At 65.3% G+C, this 25,865-nt stretch carries 21 protein-coding genes; 10 read left to right on the top strand and 11 right to left on the bottom strand.

Features of this window, described 5'->3' with window-relative positions; genetic code table 11:
* Positions 1-36: 36 nt before the first annotated feature.
* The 6 genes from tsaE to ubiE all read right to left on the bottom strand — a co-directional run bounded on the left by tsaE (position 37) and on the right by ubiE (position 8,545).
* Complete coding sequence (tsaE, locus tag XH83_RS00390; RefSeq protein WP_194405167.1) at positions 37-1,557, bottom strand: tRNA (adenosine(37)-N6)-threonylcarbamoyltransferase complex ATPase subunit type 1 TsaE; 1,521 nt, start codon at positions 1,555-1,557, stop codon at positions 37-39.
* On the bottom strand, positions 1,554-4,058 hold the full coding sequence (locus XH83_RS00385) for a PAS domain-containing sensor histidine kinase (RefSeq protein ID WP_194405166.1): 2,505 nt from the start codon (positions 4,056-4,058) through the stop codon (positions 1,554-1,556). The genes tsaE and XH83_RS00385 overlap by 4 nt, the downstream gene beginning before the upstream one ends.
* 191 nt (positions 4,059-4,249) lie before the next feature.
* Positions 4,250-4,708 carry a dUTP diphosphatase gene (dut, locus tag XH83_RS00380; RefSeq protein ID WP_194405165.1) on the bottom strand — a complete coding sequence of 153 codons (459 nt, stop codon included), beginning with the start codon at positions 4,706-4,708 and terminating at the stop codon, positions 4,250-4,252.
* A complete protein-coding gene (coaBC, locus tag XH83_RS00375) occupies positions 4,705-6,156 on the bottom strand; it encodes a bifunctional phosphopantothenoylcysteine decarboxylase/phosphopantothenate--cysteine ligase CoaBC (RefSeq protein ID WP_194405164.1) in 1,452 nt (483 codons plus the stop codon). Before coaBC ends, dut begins: the two co-directional genes overlap by 4 nt.
* Before the next feature lie 56 nt (positions 6,157-6,212).
* Positions 6,213-7,787, bottom strand: coding sequence for a 2-polyprenylphenol 6-hydroxylase (gene ubiB / locus XH83_RS00370; protein ID WP_194405163.1), 1,575 nt, complete (start codon positions 7,785-7,787; stop codon positions 6,213-6,215).
* Positions 7,784-8,545, bottom strand: a complete 762-nt coding sequence (ubiE, locus tag XH83_RS00365; RefSeq protein WP_194405162.1) for a bifunctional demethylmenaquinone methyltransferase/2-methoxy-6-polyprenyl-1,4-benzoquinol methylase UbiE — start codon at positions 8,543-8,545, stop codon at positions 7,784-7,786. The genes ubiB and ubiE overlap by 4 nt, the downstream gene beginning before the upstream one ends.
* An 81-nt stretch (positions 8,546-8,626) precedes the next feature.
* On the opposite strand from ubiE, the gene mutM reads away from it, so the two are divergent.
* Positions 8,627-9,526 carry a bifunctional DNA-formamidopyrimidine glycosylase/DNA-(apurinic or apyrimidinic site) lyase gene (mutM, locus tag XH83_RS00360; RefSeq protein ID WP_194405161.1) on the top strand — a complete coding sequence of 300 codons (900 nt, stop codon included), beginning with the start codon at positions 8,627-8,629 and terminating at the stop codon, positions 9,524-9,526.
* Positions 9,527-9,658: 132 nt separating this feature from the next.
* Here the strand turns inward: mutM and XH83_RS00355 are convergent, their stop codons facing one another.
* Positions 9,659-10,402 (bottom strand): ParA family protein, encoded by a 744-nt coding sequence (locus XH83_RS00355; RefSeq protein WP_194405160.1) that lies wholly within the window; start codon positions 10,400-10,402, stop codon positions 9,659-9,661.
* A gap of 236 nt (positions 10,403-10,638) precedes the next feature.
* On the opposite strand from XH83_RS00355, the gene ggt reads away from it, so the two are divergent.
* Positions 10,639-12,318 carry a gamma-glutamyltransferase gene (ggt, locus tag XH83_RS00350; protein WP_194405159.1) on the top strand — a complete coding sequence of 560 codons (1,680 nt, stop codon included), beginning with the start codon at positions 10,639-10,641 and terminating at the stop codon, positions 12,316-12,318.
* A 416-nt stretch (positions 12,319-12,734) separates the two neighbouring features.
* The gene (locus tag XH83_RS00345; protein ID WP_246776385.1) at positions 12,735-13,673 is read left to right on the top strand and encodes a sensor histidine kinase; all 939 of its coding nucleotides are present in this window, start codon (positions 12,735-12,737) and stop codon (positions 13,671-13,673) included.
* Positions 13,674-13,754: 81 nt separating this feature from the next.
* Here XH83_RS00345 and XH83_RS00340 read toward each other — a convergent pair whose 3' ends face one another.
* The gene (locus XH83_RS00340; protein ID WP_194405157.1) at positions 13,755-15,113 is read right to left on the bottom strand and encodes a peptidoglycan-binding protein; all 1,359 of its coding nucleotides are present in this window, start codon (positions 15,111-15,113) and stop codon (positions 13,755-13,757) included.
* Between the two features lie 215 nt (positions 15,114-15,328).
* Between XH83_RS00340 and XH83_RS00335 the strand changes: the two genes are divergently transcribed.
* Positions 15,329-16,132 (top strand): molybdopterin-synthase adenylyltransferase MoeB, encoded by an 804-nt coding sequence (locus tag XH83_RS00335; protein ID WP_194405156.1) that lies wholly within the window; start codon positions 15,329-15,331, stop codon positions 16,130-16,132.
* Between the two features lie 8 nt (positions 16,133-16,140).
* Here the strand turns inward: XH83_RS00335 and XH83_RS00330 are convergent, their stop codons facing one another.
* A complete protein-coding gene (locus tag XH83_RS00330) occupies positions 16,141-17,148 on the bottom strand; it encodes an aldo/keto reductase (protein ID WP_194405155.1) in 1,008 nt (335 codons plus the stop codon).
* Between the two features lie 115 nt (positions 17,149-17,263).
* Here XH83_RS00330 and XH83_RS00325 point away from each other — a divergent pair, with 115 nt between their 5' ends.
* Entirely contained in the window at positions 17,264-18,175 is a 912-nt protein-coding gene (locus XH83_RS00325) for a LysR family transcriptional regulator (protein ID WP_194405154.1), read from the top strand.
* Positions 18,176-18,179: 4 nt separating this feature from the next.
* Here XH83_RS00325 and XH83_RS00320 read toward each other — a convergent pair whose 3' ends face one another.
* A complete protein-coding gene (locus XH83_RS00320) occupies positions 18,180-19,181 on the bottom strand; it encodes a D-glycerate dehydrogenase (RefSeq protein ID WP_194405153.1) in 1,002 nt (333 codons plus the stop codon).
* A gap of 323 nt (positions 19,182-19,504) precedes the next feature.
* Between XH83_RS00320 and XH83_RS00315 the strand changes: the two genes are divergently transcribed.
* Positions 19,505-20,035: an SH3 domain-containing protein gene (locus tag XH83_RS00315; protein WP_194405152.1), complete on the top strand. Its 531-nt coding sequence runs from the start codon at positions 19,505-19,507 to the stop codon at positions 20,033-20,035.
* A gap of 114 nt (positions 20,036-20,149) precedes the next feature.
* Here the strand turns inward: XH83_RS00315 and irrA are convergent, their stop codons facing one another.
* Positions 20,150-20,641, bottom strand: coding sequence for an iron response transcriptional regulator IrrA (irrA, locus tag XH83_RS00310; RefSeq protein WP_008131763.1), 492 nt, complete (start codon positions 20,639-20,641; stop codon positions 20,150-20,152).
* A gap of 373 nt (positions 20,642-21,014) precedes the next feature.
* On the opposite strand from irrA, the gene fabA reads away from it, so the two are divergent.
* The 4 genes from fabA (at position 21,015) to XH83_RS00290 (ending at position 25,865) form a co-directional block, all read left to right on the top strand.
* Positions 21,015-21,536, top strand: coding sequence for a bifunctional 3-hydroxydecanoyl-ACP dehydratase/trans-2-decenoyl-ACP isomerase (fabA, locus tag XH83_RS00305; protein ID WP_092289360.1), 522 nt, complete (start codon positions 21,015-21,017; stop codon positions 21,534-21,536).
* Positions 21,537-21,588: 52 nt separating this feature from the next.
* On the top strand, positions 21,589-22,812 hold the full coding sequence (fabB, locus tag XH83_RS00300) for a beta-ketoacyl-ACP synthase I (RefSeq protein WP_194405151.1): 1,224 nt from the start codon (positions 21,589-21,591) through the stop codon (positions 22,810-22,812).
* Between the two features lie 138 nt (positions 22,813-22,950).
* Positions 22,951-23,751, top strand: coding sequence for an enoyl-ACP reductase FabI (gene fabI, locus XH83_RS00295; RefSeq protein ID WP_194408112.1), 801 nt, complete (start codon positions 22,951-22,953; stop codon positions 23,749-23,751).
* A 137-nt stretch (positions 23,752-23,888) separates the two neighbouring features.
* Positions 23,889-25,865 carry an autotransporter outer membrane beta-barrel domain-containing protein gene (locus tag XH83_RS00290; protein WP_194405150.1) on the top strand — a complete coding sequence of 659 codons (1,977 nt, stop codon included), beginning with the start codon at positions 23,889-23,891 and terminating at the stop codon, positions 25,863-25,865.

Genomic DNA, 25,865 nt, shown 5'->3' with positions numbered 1-25,865 from the left:
ACATCTTGGCTAACGGCCGGTAAATCGGGTCGTTAATCAGGCCTGAGGAGGCGGGACGTTGGCGAGATACCAGTCGCGCAAGGCACTCAGCGCGGGATGGGCCAGCGAGCGCTGCAGATAGGTCCAGATCCGCGGCTGGTGACGCAAATAATGCGGCTTGCCGTCGCGGCGGTTGAGGCGGGCGAAGGTGCCGAGCAGCCGCGTGTTCCGCTGCGCCGACATGATCGCGTAGAGCTCGGCGAAGCCGGCCGCCTCGAAGCCGGCATCGGCCGCGCGCCGCGCCTTGATGTAGCGCGACAGCAGCGTCAGCTCGATGTTTTCGGGCACGTCGATGCGGGCGTCCTGCAGCAGCGACACCACGTCGTAGGAGTGCGGACCGAGCACGGTGTCCTGGAAATCGATCACGCCGACGCGTTGGATGCCGTCGCGGTCAGCGAGCCAGATCAAGTTCGGCGAGTGGTAGTCGCGGATGATCCACGTCCGCGGTGCCGCCAGCGGCTTCTTCAAGAGCTCCCGCCACATCGCGAAGAATTCTGCGCGCGCTGCCTCGCTCAGCGGCGCGTTGCGGTCGGGCAGATACCATTCCGGCATCAAGCCGATTTCGATCAGCATCGCCTCGATGTCGAAGACGGGAATGGCATAGGTCTGCCCGTCCAGCGGCAACGTTTCCGGCAGCGTCTTGCCGTGCAGCGCGGCCAATAGATCGGTTGCGGCCTCGTAGCGCTCGGCGATCGGGCGCGGCGGATCGCCTTCGATCACGCCTGCGCTGCCGAAATCCTCGGAGATCAGGAAACCGTGGTCGAGATCGAAATGGTGGATCTTCGGCGCGGAGATTCCTGCCTCGCACAGGCCTTCGTCGAGGGCAACGAACGGCTTGATGTTTTCCGCGAGATGTACCGCGGCGCTGTAGGACTTGCCGTTGTAGAGCGCCGCGCCGTCCGGCCGCTGCGGCGAGTTCATGAGGATGACGACCTCGTCGTCGCGGATCAGGCGCGCGTAGGATCGTGTCGAGGCATCGCCGGCCATCCGCTTGCGCGTCGCGTCGATGTATCCGGAGGCATCGAGAAATTCGCGCAGCGCCTGCAATCGCGCCACAGTCGCGGCACCCTTGCCATACCCGGCGATGTCCGCTGCGCGTGCATTCGACCCCAGCGCCGGGCGATGCGTCAGCGCGATGTCGATGCGGTCCTGCGGCACTGCCGACGGCGCGCGCTCCGGCCATTCGATCAGGACGAGCGTGGCATCGGGCAGTGGCGACAGCCCGATCTCCTCGAGCTCGCTCTCGTCCTCGACGCGGTAGAGATCGGCATGCAGCACCGGGAAGGGCGGCAGCTCGTAGCCCTGCACCAGCGTGAAGGTCGGGCTGGGCACCTCCAGCTCCTCGTCGCTGGCGAGATAGCGGATCAGGCTGCGCGCTGCTGCGGTCTTGCCGGCGCCGAGATCGCCGGTCAGGGTGATGACGTCGCCAGGGCCGACCAGCAGCGCGAGGTCGGCCATCAATTGCGCGGTGGCCGTCTCGTTGTGAAGCGCGACGGAGAGTTTCGTGGGTTCTGTCATTCGGCGGCGTCGCGATGCGCCGCTTGGTCGGTCGGGAAATCGCAGATCACGACCGTGCCGCGGCCGACGATCGAATCCACCCGCACCTTGCCGCCATGCAGCTCGACGAAGGAGCGCACCAGCGACAGGCCGAGCCCGGCGCCGCGGTGACGCGAGCCCTGCGAGCGGCTTTCGAACCAGTTGAACACCTTGTCCTTCATGTCGGCAGGTATTCCAGGCCCGGAATCTGTCACGGTGAAGACCACGCTGCGCTCGGTACGCCGCGCGCTGATGCCGACGGTGGAATCCTGTGGAGAAAACCCGACGGCGTTGGCGAGGAGGTTATAGAGCACCTGCACCACGCGCTTCTCGTCGCCGACGAAGCTGCCGACATCGGGCGCGATCTCGACCTTGAGGCGGATGCGGTCGGTGGCGAGGCGGTCCTGGATGCCCTCGGCGGCGAGTTCGATGGTCTTGCTGACGTCGACCGGCCCGAGTTCCAGCTTCATCGCGCCGGCATCGATGGTGGCGAGATCGAGGATGTTGTTGGTCAGCGCCAGCAGCGCGTTGGTCGATTTGGTGACGTAGTCGAGATATTCGGCCTGTTTCGGGGTCAGCGGCCCGGTCGAGGGATCGCTGAGGAAATGCGCGAAGCCGATGATGGTGGTGAGCGGCGAGCGCAGCTCGTAGGAGACGTGGTGGACGAAATCCACCTTCATCTGGTCGGCTGTCTCCAGCGCCTCGTTGCGCTCGCGCAGCGCGCGCTCGACATTCTCGGTGTCGGTGATGTCCTGGAACGTGAGCATGGTTGCGCCGTCATGCAGCGGGCGGATCATGCCGTCGAGCACGCTGCCGTCCTTGCGCTCCAGCTTCAGCGGCACGTCGGCGCGGCTCTCGATCGAGGTGACTGCCTCGCGGATCTGGCGCCAGACCGCGGGGTCGTCGAACAGCTGGTGGCACCAGCCTTCCACCGTCTGGATGTGCGGCTCGTCGCGCATGGCATCGCTCGACAGCTTCCACATCCGGACGAAGGCCGGGTTGAACAGCTGCGCCTTGCCGTTGCTGCCGAACACCGCGACGCCCTCGGCGAGGCTGTCCAGCGTCTCGCGCTGGACCCGGATCATGCCGTCGAAGCGGCGGGCGAGCTCGAGGCTCTCGGTGACGTCGTCGAACAGATAGGTGACGCCGCCTTCCGGGTTCGGCGTGGTGACGACGGAGAGCGCACGGCCGTCGGGCAGATACCACGTGTCCTTCGCAGCCTCGACCGCGCGGTAGGCCTCGTGCAGTTTCGCTTTCCAGGCGCGGAAATCGGGCTGTTCCGGCAGCTTGCGCGCGGCGCGGAGCTGGTCGAGCACGCTGGAATCGTCGGGATGGGCGTCGAGGAAGCTGCGGTCGAGGTCCCACAGCCGGCGGTAGGAATCGTTGTAGAAGGCGAGGCGGCGCTGGCCGTCGAACACGGCAACGCCGGAGGAGAGCTGGTCGAGGGTGCGGCGATGCGCCTCGGCCATGCGCACCAGCGCCGAGCTGAGGCCATCGGCCTCGCTGGCATCGATGGCGACGCCGACGCTGCCGCTGCCGACATTGACCGCGCGCACGTCGTAGATGCGGCGCTCGCCGCCGATCACGATCGGCAGCCGCGCGTTGAAACTGGCCGCGTCCTTCAGGCCCCGCTCCAGCGCGGTGCGATCGGCACTGTCGAGCAGCTCGAGCTTGCGTTCCTGCGCGTCGGTGACGCTGTTCGCTTCGGTCGCGCGGACATAGGCCGGGTTGGCGTAGGTCAGCGCGCCGTTCTCGCTCTTGGCCCAGATCGGCCAGGGTGCGGCGGCGGCAAAGCCGCGCAGCATCTCGGTCTCGTCGGAGAGCGCGTTGTAGCGCAGATGGGTCTCGGCCAGCTCGCGGCGCAGGCCCGAGAGTTCGCGAATCCGGACGATGGCCTGGCCGCCGATGGCGCGGCCGATCGCTTCCAGCGTATGGCCATGTGCGGTGCCCAGCGTCAGCTGGAACCCGTCGCCGCGGTCACGCAGGGCGTCGACCGCATGGTCCATCTGCAGCGCGGGTTCCGGCGGCAACCAGGTTCCGAAGGCGAGCACGCGCTGCGGCGAGGAGTCGCGCGGCAACACCAAGGAGATGTCGCCGGAGATCTGCGCGCGATTGTCGCCGGCGGGCCAGGAGATCAGGATCTGCGGCTCGGCGAACAGCAGCGCGCCGAAGCGGTCGGCCTGCAGCTGGAGTTCCCCGATCCGGGCGCGCAGCCGCGCCTCGCTCTTCGCCGTCCGCACGCGCGTGCGCATCAACAGGATCGCGGCCATCACCGAGAAGCCGAGCAGGGCCAGCGCGGTGGCGAGCACCGCGAGTTCCTGCCGGTTGAAATCCAGCATGATGGAGAGGGTGTCGATGAGGTCGGCGGCCTCGGCCGGCGCAGCCGGCAGCAGCGCTGCAAGAGCGCCTCCCAACAAGCCGTTGCGCGCAAGTGATGTGCACGACAGCAGCGTCCGACGCATCGACACGATCACGCCTGACATAGTTGCCCCAAGACCGCACGAATCTACGCGCGGCGACCCCCGTCGCGCGCGAATCAAAAGACAATACCCTCACCGTGACTCCGCCGGTAAGAGTCCAGATCGTGAACGCAAAGGCGGCCCCAAAAAAATGCGGGGCCCGGTGTTCCAGCTCACGTAGTTCTTCGGGATGATTCGGCTTGATCTGCCGTACGTTAGCGCCCGGTCGAGCCGAAGCCGCCGGCGCCGCGATCGGTCGTCGACAACGTCGCCACTGGAACCAGCGCCGCCTGCACCACGGGCGCGATCACCATCTGGGCGATGCGTTCGCCGCGCTTGATCACGAACGGGGCCGTGCCGTGATTGATCAGGATCACCTTGATCTCGCCGCGATAGTCGGCGTCGATCGTGCCCGGCGAGTTCAGCACGGTGACGCCGTGCTTGGCCGCGAGTCCCGAGCGCGGCCGCACCTGGGCCTCAAAGCCGGGCGGCAAGGCGATCGCAAGCCCGGTCGGCACCAGCACATATTGGCCGGGCGCGAGCGTCAGCGGCTCGCTGTCCGCAACCGCGGCCATCAAATCGAGCCCGGCGGCCTCACTGGTCTGATAGGCCGGCAATGGCAGGCCGTCGGCATGCGCCAGTTGCTGCAGTTCGACAGTGACTTTCGTGCTCAAGGCGCCGACTCCAGGGATGTGTCGGTCGCGCTCTTTGCGATGTGCGCGACCAGTTCGATGGCGACCTGTTCCTTGGTCATCACCGGCCAGGAATCAACTGCAATCTCGCCGTTCTTCTCGCCATTCTTGCGGCTGATCAGATGCACGGTGTTGCGGTCGCCGCCCATCACGCCGGTGGCGGGGGAGACGTCGTTGGCGACGATCCAGTCGCAGCCCTTGCGCTCCAGCTTGGACTTGGCGTTGTCGATGAGGTGCTCGGTCTCGGCGGCAAAGCCGATCACCAGCGGCGGGCGCTTGTCGGTCAGTTTTGAAATCGTGGCGAGGATGTCGGGATTCTCGACCAGCTGCAGCGGCGGCATGCCGGCGGACGTCTTCTTCAGCTTCTGCTCGCCTTCATTGGCGACGCGCCAATCGGCGACGGCGGCAGCGAAGATCGCGATGTCGGCGGGCAGCGCGGCCTGCACCTGCTCCAGCATCTGCCGGGCCGATTCGACATGCTTTACCGTCACGCCCGGGGGATCGCTGAGATCGACCGGACCGCTCACCAGGATCACCTCGGCACCGGCGGCCTGAGCGGCCGCGGCAATGGCAAAGCCCTGCTTGCCGGAGGAGCGGTTGGCGATGTAGCGCACCGGATCGATTGGCTCGTGCGTGGGGCCTGCGGTGATCAGCACGCGCTTGCCGGCGAGCGGCTTTGGCATCGGAGGCCGCAGCAGGCGCTCGGCGGCATTGGCGATCTCGATCGCCTCCGACATGCGGCCGACACCCGCCTCGCCCGCCTCCGCCATCTCGCCGGAATTCGGTCCACACAGCACGACGCCGTCGCGCTGAAGCTGCGTGACGTTGCGGCGTGTCGCCGCATTGCTCCACATCAGCGGATTCATCGCCGGTGCCAGCAGCACCTTGCGGTTGGTTGCGAGCAGGATGGCACTGGCGAGATCGTCGGCATGGCCGTTCGCCATCTTCGCCATCAGATCGGCGGTGGCCGGCGCCACCACGATGAGGTCGCAGTCGCGCGCGAGGCGGATATGCCCGGCGTCGAACTCGCTCTGGGGATCGAACAGGTCGGTGTAGACGCGCTCATGCGACAGCGCGCTCACCGCCAGCGGCGTGACGAATTGCTGGGCCGCCTTGGTCAGCACGCAGCGAACCTCGATGCGGCGCTCCTTCAGCCTGCGGATCAGGTCGAGCGATTTGTAGGCCGCGATGCCGCCGCCGATGATCAGGGTGACGCTGGCCTCTGCGACCGCGCCGGTGCGCTGCGGCGTCGGGGCGGTGGATGCGGCGGGCGGCGCCGAAAACGGCGTCAGCGGCTCCTCGCGGCCCTCGATCAGCTCCCGCAGGATGACCCGGACCTCTTCCTCGACCGACCTGTGGTTCTTGGCCGAGCGCAGCCGCAGATAGGTTTTGACGTGTTCGTCGAGCTTGCGGATGGTGAGGCTTGCCACGGCGCCCTCCAGCACGGAATGATAGCGATGCTATCATTCGCATGATTGCAGTGCAATCAGAAATTCCGGACGGCGATCAGGATTCCGATGAAGGTCGCGGCGATGATCCAGAGCGCGACGGTGCGCCAGCGGTTCTTGCGGCCTTCGCTCCGTCCCATCGCGGCGATGCTCTCCGGCGACAGCCTGATGCCCTCCCGCGTCATGGTTTCGAGTTGCTCGAGCACCTTCACCGACCGCTCGGCGATCTCTGGCAGCCGCATCAGCACCCGCGCGATGTCGCCGGTTCCGGCGAGCGCGCCCTGCACCCGGCCGATCGGACCGAGATTGCGCTCGATCCATTCGCGCACCACGGGGTCGGCGACCTTCCAGATGTCGAGCCGGGGGTCGAAGCCGCGCGCCACGCCTTCGACCACGACCATGGTCTTCTGCAGCAGGATCAGCTCGGGCCGCGTCGTCATGTCGAACAGGCCGGTGACCTCGAGCAGCAGCGTCAAGAGCCGCGCCATCGAGATCTCTTCCGCCGTGCGATTGTGGATCGGCTCGCCGATGGCGCGGATGGCTTGCGCGAAATTCTCGACCGAGTGATGCGCGGGCACGTAGCCCGCCTCGAAATGCACCTCGGCGACGCGGCGATAGTCGCGGGTGATGAAGCCGAGCAGGATTTCGGCGAGGAAGCGCCGCTCCTTCATGCCGAGCCGGCCCATGATGCCGAAATCGACCGCGACGAGACGGCCGGCGTCGTCGAGGAACAGATTGCCCGGATGCATGTCGGCATGGAAGAAGCCGTCGCGCAGCGCGTGGCGCAGGAAGCTCTGGATCACCTTGCGGCCAAGGTCGGGCAAATCGACCTGCGCCTCTTCCAGGCGCTTGTGATCGTTCAGCGCGATGCCGTCGATCCACTCCATCGTCAGCACGTTGTGCGTGGTGCGGTCCCAGTCGACTGCAGGCACGCGGAAATCGGGGTCGTCGCGGGTGTTCTCCGCCATCTCCGACAGCGCAGCTGCCTCGAGACGCAGGTCCATCTCCATGGCGACCGAGCGCGACATGGTGTTGATGACTTCGATGAGGCGCAGCCGCCGCGCTTCCGCCGAGTAGGTCTCGGCCTTGTGTGCGACGAAGAAGAAGTCGGAGAGATCGCGGCGGAAACGCGCGGCGACGTTCGGCCGGAGCACCTTGACCGCGACCGATTTGCGGATCCGGTCGTGCAGGACTTCGCCGCGATGCACCTGCGCGATCGAGGCGGCTGCGACGGCCGGCCCGAAGCTCACGAACACGTCCTTCAGCGGGCGCTCCAGCGACGTCGCGATCGCGGCCTCGGCTTCGTCCTGCGGAAACGGCGGCAGGCGATCCTGCAGGCTTTCGAGGTCGCGGGCCATGATGACGCCGACGACGTCGGGGCGCGTCGCCAGGAACTGTCCGAGCTTGAGATAGGCGGGGCCCATCCGTGTCAGCGCGCGAGCGATCCGGGGACCGTGCTTGGTGCCGCGGCGTTCGACCAGGCGTGCGAGCTTCAGCGCGAGCTGTCCCGGCGGGGGCACCAGGCTCGGATCGACCGAGCCGAACACGCCCTCGCGCGCGAAGACGAACGCGGCGCGGATCAGGCGCGAAATGTGGTTGAAGGCAGAGATCACAAACGCCAGCCCGAATGCAGTGCGACGATGCCGCCGGACAATGTCTGCCAGCTGACGCGGGAAAAGCCGGCTTCGCGGATCATGTCGGCGAAGGCGTTCGGCTTCGGAAACTTGCGGATCGATTCAACGAGATATTGGTAGGACTCGGCATCGCCCGTGATCATGCGGCCGAGCGGCGGGATCACCTTGAACGAGAACAGGTCATAAAGCCGATCGAGCCCGGGCATCTCGACGCTGGAGAATTCAAGGCAGAGGAAGCGGCTGCCGGGCCTCAGCACGCGATAGGCTTCGTGCAGCGCCAGATCGATCCGGGGCACGTTGCGAATGCCGAACGCGATCGTATAGGCGTCGAAGCTGCGGTCCGCGAAGCCGAGCGCTTCGGCATTGCCTTCGACGAAATCGACTTTGGCTTCGAGATGCCGCTTGGCCGCGCGCTCGCGGCCTACCGCCAGCATGTCGGTGTTGATGTCGCAGACGGTGGCATGGAAGCCCGCACCTGCGGCCTTGGCGGCGCGGAACGAGATGTCGCCGGTGCCGCCGGCCACGTCGAGCAAGGCGAACGGCCGATCGCTCCTGGGCGGATCCAGCGCCGTGATCATGATGTCCTTCCAGACCCGGTGCAGGCCGCCGGACATCAAATCGTTCATCAAATCATAGCGCGACGCCACGCTGTGAAACACGTCGTTCACCAGCGTCTGCTTGTCCCCGAGGGGCACGTCCCTGAAGCCAAAATGCGTGGTTTCGCCCGGCCGATCCATTACTCTACTCCACTGGGCGGACCATAGCGCGCCCGCCGCAATGGCGCTATCACACCGCCCTCATAAGGTGAATGCCTGACCATGCCTGAATTGCCCGAAGTCGAGACCGTCCGCCGCGGCCTTCAGCCCGCCATGGAGGGTGCGAAAATCCTCAAGGCGGAGGCTCGCCGGCCGGACCTGCGCTTTCCGTTCCAGCCGGACTTCGTGGCCCGGCTCCAGGGCCAGGTCGTCACAGGACTGGGCCGCCGCGCAAAATATCTCATGGCCGATCTTGCCTCCGGTGACGTGCTTCTGATGCATCTGGGCATGTCGGGCTCGTTCCGCGTCATCAAGCCGGACAACGACGCCGCTCCGGGCGAGTTTCACTATCCGAAGGGCAAGGATTCGGCGCACGACCACGTGCTGTTTCGGATGTCCTCCGGCGCGGATATCGTCTTCAACGATCCGCGCCGCTTCGGTTACATGAAAGTGATCGCGCGCAGTGCGCTCGACGAGGAGCCGTTGTTGCGTGGGCTCGGCCCCGAGCCGCTCGGCAACGAATTCGATGCCGCGATGCTGGCGGGGGCCTGCGCAGGCAAGCTCACGAGCCTGAAGGCGGCACTGCTCGACCAGCGCGTGGTCGCAGGCCTCGGCAACATCTATGTCTGCGAAGCCCTGCATCGCTCGCATCTGTCGCCACGCCGGATCGCCGCGACGCTCGCGACCAAGGGTCGCAAGGGCGTCGGCGCGGGCGAGCCGACCGATCATGCGAAGCGGCTGGTCGGTGCGATCCACACCGTGCTGAACGACGCCATCAAAGCCGGCGGTTCGTCACTGCGCGATCATCGCCAGACCTCCGGCGAGCTCGGCTATTTCCAGCATTCGTTCAAAGTCTACGACCGCGAGGGCGAGAAATGCACCACGCCGCGCTGCGGCGGCACGATCAAGCGTTTCACCCAGAATGGCCGGTCGACCTTCTGGTGTCCGAAATGTCAGAAGTGATGATCGGGCACGAAGGCGTCTTCCCAAAAACGCGAAGCGAAGCAATCCGGCCGGGCTGGTGGCCGGATTGCTTCGTCGCTTCGGCCCTTCCGGATGGCGAAGGGCCGACGGTCGTCTGAGCGATCGCCCCGCTCAGGACGCCAGAGTCGTGGTCTCGTCCGACGCGAGCTCGGCAGCGATGTGCAGCATGCCGTCTGCGGCCGACATCACCTGGTCGATCAGGACATTGGTCGTGGCTTCGAGCTCGAGCCGGGTCTCGATCCAGCGCCAGAGGCCGCGGATCTCGTCCGCGGACTTGCCGTTCGGCGCGAATTCGCTCACCGCAAGGCCGCTCGCGAGCGAGTCCTGGTGATCATTGCGCATCACGATCAGTGGGCGTGCCAGCACGTCAGCGAGATCGAGTGCGGCTTCCTCGGCGAGCGTGTTGGCGGCGTTGTCGATGCGCTGGCCGCGGATCGGGGTCTGGTTGAGCACGAAGCTGTAGGGCCGCTTCCAGGCGCGGGCAACGCTGAGGGTGGAGACGGTCGCCTCGATGTCGGCGACGCTCGGGCGGGCCGGGATCAGACAGAGGTCGGAATGACGGATCGCAGCGGTGGTGGCGGCGGAAAGACCGGCGGCGGTGTCGACGATCGCGAGCTGCAGGCCGCTGTCAGCCAGCATCTTCAGGCGCGGCTCGATGTCGGCGGCGTGGTAGATCGGCTCGACGACGAGATCGTCGGCGGTGCGGCGACGCTGCCAGTTGGACAGGGTGCCCTGCGGGTCGGTCTCGATCAGGCGGACGGTAAAGCCGGCCTGCTTGGCTGCGAGCGCGAGACCGATGGCGAGCGTGCTCTTGCCGCTGCCACCCTTTTGGGTGGCCAGTACGATCGTGTGCATTTGAAGGTCAATCCTTTGGAGTGCTTGGGTCAGGAATACGCCACGCGAACGTGCATCAATCGCGATGCTGAGCTCTTCTCGCTCAGGACGTGCCGGCCCGATCCAAAGGGGATCGCGGAGGTCCGAATCAGCAGTCATGATGATGGCGGAATAGGGAATGCCAGCTAATCCGTACCATTACTGGACCAGTACTCGTACGTGTGATGTGCTCGCTGCCGTGATGGAAAGGGCAGGCGATGAGCGGTAACTGGCGCGACCGGACAACAACCACCTTTGACTGCCAGAAGATGCCGGCGGTCTCGAGCCGCGGCATGGTGGTCAGCAACCATCCCCTGGCCTCCAGCGCTGGCGCCGAGATGCTGGCCGCCGGCGGCAACGCCATCGATGCCGCGATCGCGACCCTGTTCACGCTGACCGTGGTCGAGCCGATGATGGTGGGCATCATCGGCGGCGGCATGGCACACATCCGGCTGGCCGACGGTAGCCACCGCTTCATCGATGGCCAGAGCACCGTCCCGTCGGCCGTTCGCGACACGACCTATACGTCCGCGCCGGGCTCGGCCCACGACGTGTTCGACACCGTCGGCAACGAGAACCTCAACGGGGCGAAGGCCGTCGCGGTGCCGGGCTCGCTCAAGGCCTGGTGCGAGACCCTGCATCGGTTTGGCACCATGAGCCTCGCCGACGTGATTCAGCCCGCGATCAAGCATGCGGCCCGCGGCTATGCGGCGACGCCCTACCTGCATGAATGCATCAGCGAGAGCGCCGTCGAGATGCGCAAGGACAAGCCGATCGCGGCGATCTATCTGCCCGATGGCGAGCCGCTGAAGGTCGGCGAGCGCGTGGTGCAAGCCGAATATGCCGAGACCTTGCGCTATATCGCCGATCATGGCGAAAAAGCTCTCTACGAAGGGCCGCTCGGCGATATCCTCGCCAACTACATAGAGAAGAACGGCGGCTTCATTCGTCGCAATGACCTCACGGCTTACAAGACCGTCGAGCGGCAGCCGGTCCGCGCCGATTATCGCGGCTGGACCATCCTTGGACCTCCGCCGCCCGCCGCGTCCGGCGTGCACATTGCCCAGATGCTCAACATCCTGGAGGGCTATGACATCGGCGCCCTCGGCTTCGGCACGTCAGAGACGATCCACTATCTTGCCGAGGTGCTGAAGATCGCCTTTGCCGACCGCGCTGCGGCCAGCGGCGATCCTGATTATGTCGGCGTCCCCGTGGAGAAACTGACCTCCAAAGCCTATGCCGAAGAGCGCCGGCGCGCCATCGACTCCGTGCGGGCGCAGAATTGGGGCGCCGGCGTGTCGCAGCTCGAAGGTGCCCACACCACGCACATGACTTCGGCGGACGCTTTCGGAAACGTGGTCGCGACGACGCAGACCATCAACAATCTGTTCGGCGCCAAGATCATGATCCCGGGCTTAGGGGCCATTGCCAACAACTACATGAACCTGTTCGATCCGCGACCGGGCCACGCGCTCTCGCTGGCGCCGGGCAAGCGTGTCACCACCTCGATGTCGCCGATGATGGCGCTGAAGGGTGGTAAGCTGCGCTATGCGCTCGGATTGCCCGGCGGCAAGCGCATCTTTCCGAGTGCGATGCAGGCCCTGGTCAATCTGATCGACCACGGCATGAGCCTGCAGGAGGCCGTCGAGGCGCCCAGGGTCTGGACCGAGGGCAACGCGCTCGAGGTCGAGCAGACGGTGCCGGAGACCGTGCGCACCAAGCTCGAAAGCCTCGGCCACACAGTGCAGCCCGTTGCGACGGTCGCAGGCGGCATGAACGGCATCGCTTTCGACGACGACGGCACCATGACCGGGGCCGCCTGCTGGCGTGCTGACGGCACGCCGGTCGGGATATCGGGTGGTCTCGCGCGGAGTGGCATCAGATTCAGGTTGGGCTGACCGGGAAATTACAAGACCGGTTCGCTCGCCCGTCGAGGCCACTGAACTCGTCCAATCGCCTGCGGACGGCATCGCCTTCGTTCCGCGCTTGGCAGTTCTCGGATTGCCGCGGCATTATTCGAACAATGGCCTTTGCCGGTGCACATCGACGTCACCTCGGACCCGATCCCCTGCGGATGACGGCGTGAGCCCGGCAGTATATGCTGGGGCTGGCTGGCGGCAGGCGCGTCTGTCAACGTCTCAGTAAGGCTGTGCGTATGGGCAGGGATATCGGCGGCGACTTCTTGGCTGGCGGAGGCGAGTTGGGCGCTTTGACGCGAGCGTTTGACTGGTCGAGCACATCCCTGGGCGCTCCAGAAAGCTGGCCCCAAAGTCTTAGGGTCACGGTGCGGCTCGTTCTGACCTCGCGGCACCCCATGTTCATCTGGTGGGGGCCGGAGCTCATCCAATTCTACAACGATGCATACCGGGAGACGATGGGGCCGGAAAGGCACCCAAGCGCTTTGGGGAGCTGCGGCCGCGAGTGCTGGGCTGAGATCTGGGACATCATTGGTCCTCAGATCGAGTACGTCATGTCCGGCAAGGGAGCGACCTGGAATGAGGACCAATTGGTGCCGGTCACGCGTCACGGACGTCGCGAGGACGTTTGGTGGACCTATAGCTTCGGCCCTATCGATCTTGAAGGCGAGGTTGGCGGCGTGCTTGTCGTCTGCAGGGATGTCACGTCCGAGCATATTGCAAGGGAAGCGCTCAACCTCATCAACGAGGAGCTGAAGCACCGCGTCAAGAATACGCTTGCAGTGTTGAGCGCGGTCGCTGCGCAGACATTTCGCGATCCCACGAGCAAAGCGAGCCTCGAAAAGTACCAGGCGCGGCTGGGCGCCTTTGGACGCGCGCAGGACCTGCTGACCGCGTCAAACTGGGCGGCCGCGCCGCTCCACGATGTGATCCGCACGGCTCTAGCACCCTATCGGACAGGTGAAGGCCGCTTCACGGTGTCGGGTCCTCCACTCGTCGTGAAGTCTCGCCAAGCGCTTGCTCTGTCCCTGGCGCTTCATGAACTTGCGACCAACGCTTTGAAGTACGGCGCTCTGACCGTGGCGGGAGGCTGTGTATCCATCACATGGACGGTCGAGACTGAGGATGGCGAGTCCAAATTCGTTTTTGTCTGGGAGGAGATTGACGGCCCGCTTGTGTCGGAGCCCGTCGGCGCAGGTTTCGGGTCCAGGCTTATTTCGCGCGTGCTGAAAGACGATTTCAGCGGTTCCGTCGATGTTTCCTACGGCTCGGCCGGGCTCAAATGTCGTCTGACGGCGCCCCTTAAGAATCTCGGGACTTCGCAGAATATCACGTGAGACTCTGCATGGGCGTGGCCGAGCGGAGCGCATCACGTGCCGCACCGCATCGGAGACGAGAGAGCATGATGATCTCTCGCTCTATTTCCTGACGCAGATCACGCGCACGACGGCGGCCTTTGCGTCCGTCGAGGTGCCGTTGGCTGCGACATTGTTCGCCTTCAGGAAATCGCGCACGGCGTCCGCGGACACCATCACGGCCTGCGAGGCCGGAACCGATGTCGCAGGTCCCGCCACCATGGCCGGCTTCAACAGCGCAATACCGGCGAACTTGCCGTCGCTATCGATCAACGGAGCACCGGAAAACCCGACCGCCGGCGGCGGGGACAGCATGGACTCGCTGCTCGGGACCGGCGCCAGCGCAGCCCTGACGATCGACACGCCGCCGGCGCCGCCCTGGCTCTGCGGATCGGCGATGCCGACGACATCCACATTGGTCTTTGCTGCGCCGCCAGTAAGGCTCAACGGCTTCAGTCCGCGGGCGCCGTAGATGTGCAGGAGCGCGAGGCTGCGCTCCTTGTCTTCGGCCAGACGGTCGGCACTGCCATGGCCGGCGATCGTGATCGCGAGACAGCTGTCGGTGACGAGGCGGTCAGCGACGATCGCGCCGTCGTCGCTGACGACGATGCCGGTGCCGTATTCGACGGTCTTGCGCGGCGGCGGCCCGGCCTGCGGTCCCGACGGGAACGCGTTGAACGCACTCGACATCGCGATCACGACCGGCTCGACCGTGTTCTCCATCGCCTGGTCGTAGAGGATCGTCATGGTGCGGACCTCGTCTCCTTTGAAGGCGCCCCGCACGTAGAACTTCTTCAGGCCCTGCAAGCCCGACAGCACGAAGAAGTCGGGCTTCACCACGGTGTAATCGACCTTGCGTCCGGACGGCTCCTTCTCCAGCTCCGCGAGTTTTGCCGCGGTCGGGTTCGCCTCCTTGCGGCGGCTGAGCAGCACCTGCACGGTTCCGGTCGGCGAGGTCCATTTCGAGCCGTTGGCGTCGCTTGCCTGCTGTGGCACCAGTTTCGAGGGGATGCCGAGCCGGGCGCCGCTGGTCGGCTCCGTCACGATCTTCCAGCCGACGCCGTCCTGCTTCTTTCGCGCCGTCTCGGCGAGCGCGGCGCGCTCCTGCGGATTGAGCACGCCGGTCGGCTTGCCGCCCTTGGCCTTCTGGTATTCCTTGATGGCGTTGACCAAGCGCTCACTGACGTCGCCGGTGATGGCGCCGTTGTACTGGCCGACCCAGGCGAGGTCGGATTGCAGCGCCAGCCGCTCGGCCTTCGCCATGGCATCCGCCGTCGCCGCCGGCGTCTGCATGGCCGGAGGCTGGATCGGCACGGTCTGCACCGTCTTCGGCTTGGTGCCGGGGATCTGCGGCGTCGTCATCTGGGCCTGCGCGCCGGTGGCAGCCGCAAACATCAAGGTTGCCGCAAGCATCGATCTCATGACAAATCCAACCAGCCCATTGAACGCAATGCCATTGAAGCACATCTCGTTGGTCGCGAACAATGTTGGGGTGGTTCAGGCTGTTGACCCTCATCCTGAGGAGCCGCGGAAGCGGCGTCTCGAAGCATGAAGGCCGAGCTGCCGCAGCAGGGCCTGCATGGTTCGAGATGGCGCTTCGCGCCTCCTCACCATGAGGGGTGAGAGGAACGAAAGCGATGCTGAGCCCGGACGAACTCGAACGCTATGCCCGCCATATCGTGCTGCGCGACGTCGGCGGCCCAGGCCAGGCCGCGCTGAAAAAGGCCTCCGTGCTGGTCGTCGGCGCCGGCGGCCTCGGCGCGCCCGTTCTGATGTATCTGGCCGCGGCCGGCGTGGGCACGCTCGGCGTGGTCGACGACGACGTGGTGTCGCTGTCCAATCTGCAGCGCCAGGTCATCCACACCACGCCCGACATCGGCCGGCACAAGGTCGAGAGCGCCGCCGAGCGGATCGCGGCGCTCAATCCGCATGTCCGCTTCGTCGGCCATGCCACCTGGCTGAATGCCGACAACGCGCTCAGCCTGATCGGCGACTACGATCTCGTGCTCGACGGCTCCGACAATTTTTCGACGCGCTATCTGGTCTCGGACGCGTGCTTCTTCGCGAAGCGGCCGCTGATTACTGCCGCGCTCGGCACCTTTGACGGCTCGCTCACCACCATCCGCGCGCATGAGAGGAACGAGCAGGGCGAATTCAATCCGACCTATCGCTGCCTGTTTCCGGAGGCGCCGCCGCCCGGCACCGTGCCGGCCTGCGCGGAAGCCGGCGTCATGGGGGCTCTCGCCGGTGTGCTCGGCTCGATGATGGCGCTGGAGGCGATCCGCGAGATCGTCGGTTTCGGCGAGGGCCTCGTCGGCCGCCTCCTGATGATCGATGCGCGCGCGATGCGCTTCGAAACGCTGCGCTATGGACGCGATCCGGCCAACCCGCTCAACGGCGATGGGCCCGTGGTCGCCGACCTCAGCGCCCACCGCAGCTGATCGCCTGATTACGCCGTGGCCAATTTCTCGCTGTCGAGATGCGCCATCTGCTCGGCGGCGTAGCGCGTGCCGGAAGCGACATCCGGCGGGAAGGCTTTTGCCAGCGCCGCAAGATGCGCCTGTGTCAGCGTGAACCGGGTCGCGCCGAGCGCTTCGGTGAGACGGTTGCGGGTTCGTGCGCCAACCAGCGGCACGATCTCCTTGCCCTGCGCCGCCACCCAGGCAATCGCGACTTGCGCCGGCGTTGCGCCGATCTCGGTGGCGATCGCACGGAGGGATTCCACCAGCGCAAGATTGGCATCGAGGTTGGCGCCCTGAAAGCGCGGCGTCATCAGCCGGTAGTCTCTGCCGACTTTGCCGCTGTCCTTGGTCCAATGGCCGCTGATCAGTCCGCGCGCCAGCACGCCGTAAGCGGTGATGCCGATGCCGAGCTCGCGGCAGGTCTTGAGGATATCGCGTTCGATGCCGCGCTCGATCAGTGAATATTCGATCTGGAGGTCTGCGATCGGATGCACCGCATGCGCGCGGCGGATGGTATCGGAGCCGACCTCGGACAGGCCGATATGCCTGATGTATCCGGCCTTCACGAGATCGGCGAGGCCGCCGATGGTCTCCTCGATGGGGACGTTGGGATCGAGCCGCGCCGGACGGTAGATGTCGAGATAGTCGGTGCCGAGACGTTGCAGTGAATAGGCGAGGAAGTTCCTGGTCGCGCCCGGCCTCGTGTCCATGCCGGCGAACTCACCGGCCGGACCGCGCAGCGCGCCGTACTTGACGCTGATCTGCACCTTGTCGCGGGCGACCTCCTTCAGGGCCTCGCGCACCAGCATTTCGTTGTGACCCATCGCGTAGAAATCGCCGGTGTCGAGCAGTGTGATGCCGGCGTCGATCGCCGCATGCACAGTGGCAATGGCTTCGCCGCGGTCGGCGGGGCCATAGACCTCGGACATGCCCATGCAGCCGAGGCCGAGGGCTGAGGTGGTGGGGCCGGCTGAACCGAGTTTGCGCTGTTCCATGATGGTTCTCCCTTAAAATGCGGCTGATTGCGCCGCGTGACGAGGGAGATATGCGCCGGCTCGATTGCGCCGATAAGCTGGACAATCAAGAATAGCTTGTTCACATTAGCGAACAATGCCTGAGCCTGATCTGCGCGATCTCGATGTCTTCGTGGCGGTCGCCCGCACCCGCAATTTCCGGCGTGCGGCGGTCGAAATGCGCGTGTCGGTGTCGAGCCTCAGCCAGCGGCTCCGGGACCTCGAGGAGCGCCTTGGCGTCCGCCTGATGAACCGCACCACCCGCAGCGTCGCCCTGACCGAGGCGGGCGAGTTGCTGCTGTCGCGGGTGGCGCCGGCCTTGCGCGATGTCGGCGATGCGCTCGATCAGGTCCGGGGCCTTCGCGAGGTCGCCTCGGGTCGCCTGCGCATCAACGCGCCGCCACCGGCCGTCGATCTCGTGCTGGGGCCGATGGTCGGGCCGTTTCTGAGCGCCTATCCGCAGGTCGATCTCGACATCGTCTCGGAGAGCGGCTTCGTCGACATCGTCAGTGCCGGCTACGATGCCGGCGTGCGCTATGGCGAGCATCTCGCGCAGGACATGGTTGCGATCCCGCTGAGCGGACCGCAGAGCTACGTCGTCGTCGCATCGCCTGCATATCTTGCGCGGCGCGGCCGGCCGAAACATCCGAAGGATCTGCTCGAGCATGATTGCATCCGCGCGCGCTACTCGAGCGGCGTCATGCACGATCTGGAGTTCGAGAAGGCCGGCCAGGTCGTGAAGGTCGATCCGCCCGCAAAGCTGATCTCGACCAACATGAACCTTGCGATGCGCGCGGTGCTCGACGGCGTCGGCATCTGGGCAACGATCGACGGCTATGTCGGCGACGCCTTGAAAACCGGCGCGCTGGTCAGCTTGATGGAAGATTGGTGCGAGCCGTTCCCTGGTCCGTTCCTGTATTACCCGAGCCGGCGGCAAACGCCGCCGGCGCTCCGCGCCTTCATCGATTTCGTCGCCGACTGGCGCAAGTGCGAAGCGCGAGGCGAATAGGCTCTCACAGCATGCTCGGCAGCACGCGATCCGGCGGTTTGTGGGCGTCGAGGAAGGTGCGGATGTTGATGATCACCTTCTCGCCCATCTCGACGCGGCCCTCGATCGTGGCCGAGCCCATATGCGGCATCAGCGTCACCTTGCCGGCCTTGGCGAGCCGCACCAGCTTCGGGTTGACCGCGGGCTCGTGCTCGTAGACGTCGAGGCCGGCGCCGGCGATCTCGCCGCCTTCGATCAGCTTGATCAGCGTGTCCTCGTCGGTGACCTCGCCGCGCGCGGTGTTGACGATGTAGGCGTCCTTGCGGATCAGCTTCAGCCGCCGCGCCGAGAGCAAATGATAGGTCGCCGGCGTGTGCGGGCAGTTCACCGAGATGATGTCCATCCGCGCCAGCATCTGGTCGAGGCTTTCCCAATAGGTCGCACCGAGTTCTTCGGCGATCTTCGGGGCGACGGGACGGCGGTTGTGATAGTGGATCTGCAGGCCGAAGGCGCGGGCGCGGCGCGCCACCGCCTGGCCGATGCGGCCCATGCCGATGATGCCGAGCCGCTTGCCGCCGATGCGGTGGCCGAGCATCCAGGTCGGCGACCAGCCCGGCCACGGCTTCCCCTCGGTCAGGATCGAGGCGCCTTCGATCATTCGCCTGGGCACGGCGAGGATCAGCGCCATGGTCATGTCGGCGGTATCCTCGGTGAGAACTTTCGGCGTGTTGGTGACGGTGATGCCGCGCGCGTGGGCGGCCTCGACGTCGATATTGTCGACGCCGTTGCCGAAATTGGCGATCAGCCGCAGCTTGCAGTCGGGCTGGTTGACGATGTCGGCGCTGATATGGTCGGTCACCGTCGGAACCAGCACGTCGGCGGTGCGCGCGGCTTCGGCGATCTGTTCGGCGGACATCGGCGTGTCCTCGAGATTGATCCGCGCGTCGAACAATTCGCGCATCCGCGTCTCGATCGAATCCGGCAGCTTGCGCGTCACCACGACGAGGGGCTTTTTCTTCACCGACATGTCCTGCTCTCATGAGGCGTCGCAGGCCGCCCCTGTCGCCAAAGGCTGGTCGTTGAGGCCTCATTAACCCGGTTGTTCGACACTGCCCTTGCCGTGTCCGTCTCCGGCGTTTCCTTCAAGCTCTCCCGAGATTTCCGGCCCGGAAAATCGGGGCAAACTGGTTGTTCAAGTGCTCGTCCTCTCTAGCAGAAGGCCGGGCCAAGACAAGAACCACGGGCCAGGCTTGGGGAACACCCGCGTGGGGCGGGTCGGGATCGACGCGGCAGGATTTGGATTTGGGGTGGGGGTCCGGCAAGGCCGGGTCCTCGACAGGAGACGGGTTGATGGCGTTGGGGCGTTTTTGTTCGGTGATGGCGCTCGTTTGCACCTGGTGGAGCGCCTCGGTCGGTCCCTCGCATTCGGCCAAGGATAATACCCCGCAGACCACCAGCGGCCTGCCGGTGCCGCGTTACGTCAGCCTCAAGTCGGATCACGTCAATGTTCGCGCCGGTCCGACCAAGGACAATGACGTGGCCTGGGTCTACACCCGTGCCGGCCTGCCGGTCGAAATTACCGCCGAGTTCGAGAATTGGCGCCGGGTGCGCGATTCCGAGGGCGCCGAGGGCTGGGTCTATCATTCGCTGCTGTCGGGCCGCCGCACCGCGGTGGTCACCATGAAGCACAAGGACGATCTCGCCCCGATCTACGATCGCGCCGATCTCGACAGCGCGGTTGCAGCAAAGCTCCAGGCCGGCGTCGTCACGCAGGTGAAGAAGTGCACTGCAAACTGGTGCCGCGTCACCGGCAACGGCTTCGACGGCTGGATCCAGCAGGAGCGCCTCTGGGGCGTCTACTCGGACGAGCAGGTGAATTGACGCGAAGCGTCATTCCGGGGTCGGTACTCCGCACCGTCCCGGAATGACCGCGCAAAACGGCGATGGCCGGGACAAGCCCGGCCATGACGACGAATTCAGCAGTTCGGACCGATCTCAGCGCTTCTTGCGCAGGCGCACGACCATGTCGATGCGCGCGATCTCGTAGCCCTCGGGCACCTCCGGCATCTTGGACAGCGCCAGATGCGGATCCTCGATGTCGACCAGCTCATGGCTGTTCTCGAGGTAGTAGTGGTGGTGGGTGGTGACATTGGTGTCGAAATAGGTCTTGGTGCCGTCGACGCTGACCTGCCGGAGCAGACCGGCATCGGTGAGCTGGTTCAGCGTGTTATAGACGGTGGCCAGCGACACCGGGACCTTAGCCAGGGTCGCTTCCTCGTAGAGCATTTCAGCCGTCAGGTGGCGTGCACCCTTGCCGAACAATAACCAGCCGAGCGCCATGCGCTGGCGCGTCGGACGGAGCCCGGCGGACTGGAGCATTTCGTTGACGTCGTGCCAGGGACAGCCGGTCAAAGCCGGCTGACGGCCGGACAAGAGGGCCGCAGCGTGGACGTCGTCGTCGTGATGGGGCGCAGTATTCTCGCTCATTTCCAGATTTCGGGCACGCGTGAACAAATATCTCTCTGCAATATAAGAACAGAAAGATGCAGATGCAAGTTTCTCGCAACTAGAGAGGTTCTAATCAGCCTTGAAGGTTCTCATCAATCTTGGAACCGGGCCGACATCGCGTCATTTTACCTTCATGGATGCACTTTGCCACCGGAAATGGCCTGTGTTAGAGAGCCCGCGGTTCCGCTTAGCCGATTTTGGCGCAGCCGGGCATGGAGGCCCGGCCGGCAGTCCATCCGGGGCATGCGGGAGCTGCGCCTGACGGTGGCAATTGGCGTTGCTCTCCGACCGAGACGGGGCCCATTTTCGCCAAAAAACGCCGCTCAACCGGAATTCAAACAGAGGCTCGTCCATGCTGAACAGGCGCAACGGTTACGAATACGAAGATCTGCTGGCCTGTGCCCGCGGCGAGATGTTCGGTCCGGGCAATGCCCAGCTGCCGCTGCCGCCGATGCTGATGTTCGATCGCATCACCGAGATCAACGACAATGGCGGCGAGTTCGGCAAGGGGCTGGTGCGCGCCGAGCTCGACGTGAAGCCCGACCTCTGGTTCTTCGGCTGCCATTTCAAGAACGATCCGGTGATGCCCGGCTGCCTCGGCCTCGACGCGCTGTGGCAGATGGTCGGCTTCTACCTGGGCTGGACCGGGGGCGAAGGTCGTGGTCGCGCGCTCGGCCTGAACGAGCTGAAGTTCAGCGGCCAGGTGCTGCCCGAGGCACGCAAGGTTGTGTACAACGTCGATATCAAACGCGTGATGCGTTCAAAGCTGGTGCTCGGTATTGCCGACGGGTGGCTTTCGGTCGACGACCAGATTATTTATCGCGCCAAGGACCTGAAGGTCGGCCTGTTCAAGCAGGGCACGAGCCTGGGCTAACGCGCATTCACCACGAAGAGAACGAGAAGATAACGAGCAGGGCGAGGCTGTCATGAGGCGGGTTGTGGTCACCGGGATGGGCATCGTCTCGTCGATCGGAAACAACACCCAGGAAGTGCTTGCGAGCCTTCACGAGGCGAAGTCGGGCATTTCTCGGGCTGAGAAATATGCCGAGCTCGGCTTTCGTTCGCAGGTGCAAGGCGCGCCGTCGCTCGATCCCGCGACTGTGGTCGACCGCCGCGCCATGCGTTTCCTCGGTCAGGGCGCGGCGTGGAATCACGTCGCGATGGAGCAGGCGATCCAGGACTCCGGTCTGTCGCCTGACGAAGTCTCCAACATCCGCACCGGCATCATCATGGGCTCCGGCGGTCCGTCCGCCCGCACCATCGTCGAATCCGCCGACATCACCCGCACCAAGGGGCCGAAGCGCGTCGGACCGTTTGCGGTGCCGAAGGCGATGTCGTCCACGGCCTCCGCGACGCTCGCGACCTGGTTCAAGATCAAGGGCGTGAACTACTCGATCTCCTCGGCCTGCGCGACGTCGAACCATTGCGTCGGCAATGCCTATGAGACGATCCAGATCGGCAAGCAGGACGTCATCTTCGCCGGCGGCTGCGAGGAGCTGGACTGGTCGCTGTCCGTGCTGTTCGACGCCATGGGCGCGATGTCCTCGAAATACAACGACACGCCTGCCACGGCCTCGCGTCCCTACGACGTCAACCGCGACGGCTTCGTCATCGCCGGTGGCGCGGGAGTCCTCGTGCTGGAAGAGCTCGAGCATGCCAAGGCGCGTGGCGCGCGCATTTACGGCGAGATCGTCGGCTATGGCGCAACCTCGGACGGCTACGACATGGTCGCGCCATCGGGTGAAGGCGCCGAGCGCTGCATGCGCATGGCGATGTCGACGGTGAAGACCAAGGTGGACTACATCAATCCGCACGCGACCTCGACGCCGGCCGGCGATCCGCCGGAGATCGACGCGCTGCGTCGGGTGTTCGGCGCCGGCGAGAAGTGCCCGCCGATCTCGGCGACCAAGGCGCTGACCGGCCATTCGCTGGGGGCCACCGGCGTGCAGGAGGCGATCTACTCGCTGCTGATGATGAACAACGGCTTCATCTGCGAGAGCGCCCATATCCAGGAGCTCGATCCTGTGTTCGCCGACATGCCGATCGTGCGCAAGCGCATCGACAACGTCAAAATCGGCACCGTGCTGTCGAACTCCTTCGGCTTCGGCGGCACCAACGCCACGCTGGTGTTCAGCCGGATGGATGTGTGACGTCCTTGTTGGTGCACCGTTGATTTTCTCGTCAATGGCCGGGCTCGTCCCGGCCATCCACGTCTTGGCCTCAGGCTCCGAAGGGCGTGGATGGCCGGGACAAGCCCGGGCATGACGAAAGCGGAAGGTGGTCTTGAGATGGAAGGTTTGATGAAGGGCAAGCGCGGTCTGATCATGGGCATCGCCAATGATCATTCGATCGCCTGGGGCATGGCGAAGACGTTGCATGCGCACGGTGCCGAGCTTGCCTTCACCTTCCAGGGCGAGGCCCTCGGCAAGCGCGTCAAGCCGCTGGCCGAGCAGCTTGGTGTCGATCTGGTGCTGCCTTGCGACGTCGAGGACATCGCCAGCGTCGATGCCACCTTCGCGGCGCTTCGCGAAAAATGGGGCAAGCTCGACTTCGTCATCCACGCGATCGGCTTCGCCGACAAGAACGAGCTGAAAGGCCGCTACGCCGACACCAGCCGCGAGAATTTCTCGCGCACCATGGTGATCTCCTGCTTCTCCTTCACGGAGGTCGCAAAGCGCGCCGCCGAGCTGATGAATGAGGGTGGCAGCATGATCACGCTGACCTTCGGCGCTTCGGAGCGAGCGATGCCGAACTACAACGTGATGGGCGTCGCCAAGGCTGCGCTGGAAGCCTCGGTGCGTTATCTCGCCTCGGATTTCGGACCGCGCGGCATCCGCGTCAACGCGATCTCCGCAGGTCCGATCCGTACGCTCGCCGGCTCCGGCATCGGCGAGGCGCGCGCGATGTTCGCCTTCATGCAGAAGCATTCGCCGCTCCGCCGCGGCGTCACGCTCGATGAGCTCGGCGGTTCGGCGCTGTATCTCTTGTCGGATCTCTCCGGCGGCGTCACCGGCGAGATCCACTATGTCGATTCCGGCTACAACATCGTGCTGATGCCGCGGCCGGACGATTTGAAGTCCCCGGAGTAGCTTCGCGCCCCACGATCATGGGGCTGACTCGCCCACAGAATTATGCTTGCTGCTCCCCGGTGGCGCCTCAGGGTCGTTTTCCCTGCGGTTCGGGAGGGGTGATCGTGCCAAGGCGGCATGCGATAAGGCTGCATGCGATGTGTCGCGCGAGCGCGCTGGCGTCCGTTGCCGGCGCGATGCTGCTTTGCGGTGGCTCGCACGCGCTGGCACAATCCACGATCTGGGACACGACCCTCTCCAACACGAATTGGTACGTCCCGACGGCGCAGCTGCTGGCCTATGCCGCGCCCAAGACCGGCTTCTCCAATCCGATTCCGATCGGCGACCAGACCCTGTGGTCGCTGGCGACCGCGACCAACGGCTCGTTCACGGGAGCGAGCGTGGCGCAGCTCAAGCTTGGGCCGGCGCTGCTGACCGACACCTCGACCATCCAGGGCTTCGTCACGACCGCGGGCCAGATCACGATGCAGTTCACGCCGACATCGGGCGGCGCGGTGACGGTCGGCCTCGGTCATATGAGAACCATCAACGGCGTGACCGCGATGGAAATGCAGATGATCACGGGCGACAGCCTGCTGGTGACGCATTGGGCCTATATGCTGCCCTACGATCCCGCGACGTTCACGCCGCCGGCTTCGCAGCCCGTTCCCGCCAACTCGGTCCCGCAATGGGCGTGGACCTCAGGCACGCCATGGCGGATCACCAGCAATTCGTTGTTCGGCACCTCCGCGCCCGGCCGCTTCGTCATCACGAATTACCAGAACGGATATTTCTGGGGCGCGGGCGTCGCGCCGGCGGGCAGCAATGCGGCCAACTTCACGCTGCTGGGATCCGTGACACCGGAGGGCAACGTGCTCTTCAACACGCTCTCGCGCGGCACGCTCGCCAGCCTCTATGGCTCCGCCAGCGGCGACGCCTCGGGCGCGCAGATGCTCGTCAGCACCTACGATCTCTCGGGCAATCCGACCGGCGGCCACGCCTATCTCTCCCTGGTGCGCCCCTATGCCGAGACGCTTCAGGCCCAGAATAGCCGCGCGGGATTGGGTGCGGCCGGCATGCTGTATCGCCTGTCGGCGACATCGCTCGGCTGGAGCGGCAGCATGGCAACCGGCTTCACTGCGCTCGACAATCTCAACGGATCCGGTCTCGTCAACGCGGTCAACCAGACCTTGCCGGTTATAACGGGCGCGGCATCGCAGGCGACCTACGCCACGCAGCGCGTGTTCCAGCAGGCGATGACGGGGCGACTGGACGATGTGCTCGGGCTGAATACGGGCGTTGCGGCTGAACGGAATCTTTGGATGAAGCCGCTCGGCGGCAGCATTCGGCAGGCAAGCGTCGACGGCGTACCCGGTTATAACGCGACCGGCGGCGGCATGGCCCTCGGTGCCGACGCGACGATCTCGCCGCGCGCGATGCTCGGCGGCGTGCTCGCCTATTCGCATCAAGCCATCACCGGCAGCGACGATGCCGTCCCGAACCGGCTCGCCATCGATTCCTATCAGGCGGGTCTCTACGGGGCCTACGCCCTCGGCCATGGCATTCAACTCGATGGCCAGCTCGACGGCGCGCTGAATGACAGCAGCGAGAGCCGTTCGCTGACTTTCATCAACGGCATGGCTGGCGCCGGCTATCGCTCCTATAGCGGTCATGCGGGCGCCGGCATTCGCAAGCTGATTCCGATCGAGCCCGGACTTGCGATCGCCCCGTCATTGCGGCTGGACTATGGGCACGTGCGCTCGCCCGCCTATCAGGAAGGCGGCGCGGGCGGCTTCAGTCTCCATGTGGATTCACAAACCTATCGCGAGCTGACAGTGACGGCGGGGCTGAAGAGCGCATACCGGATCGCGAAGCAGGTCTATCTCACCGGCGATGTCGGCGTCGGCTACAACACGTTGAACCAGGGATTGCAGATCAAATCGGCGTTTGCCGGCGGTGGCGAGAGCTTCATTACCAATGGTCTTGCGTTGTCGCCCTGGATCTACTCGACCGCGCTGGGCCTCGTCGCGGCGGACGGCAAGGGGTTCGATCTCGGCATCCGCTACGGTGTTGCGATGACGTCCTCCGGACTGCTGGAGCAGTCCGGGCTCGCCGTCCTCAAGATCAAATTGTAA

This window comes from Bradyrhizobium sp. CCBAU 53351 (assembly GCF_015291745.1).
Taxonomy (GTDB): Bacteria; Pseudomonadota; Alphaproteobacteria; order Rhizobiales; family Xanthobacteraceae; genus Bradyrhizobium.
This window is presented reverse-complemented; position numbering and strand designations above follow the sequence as displayed.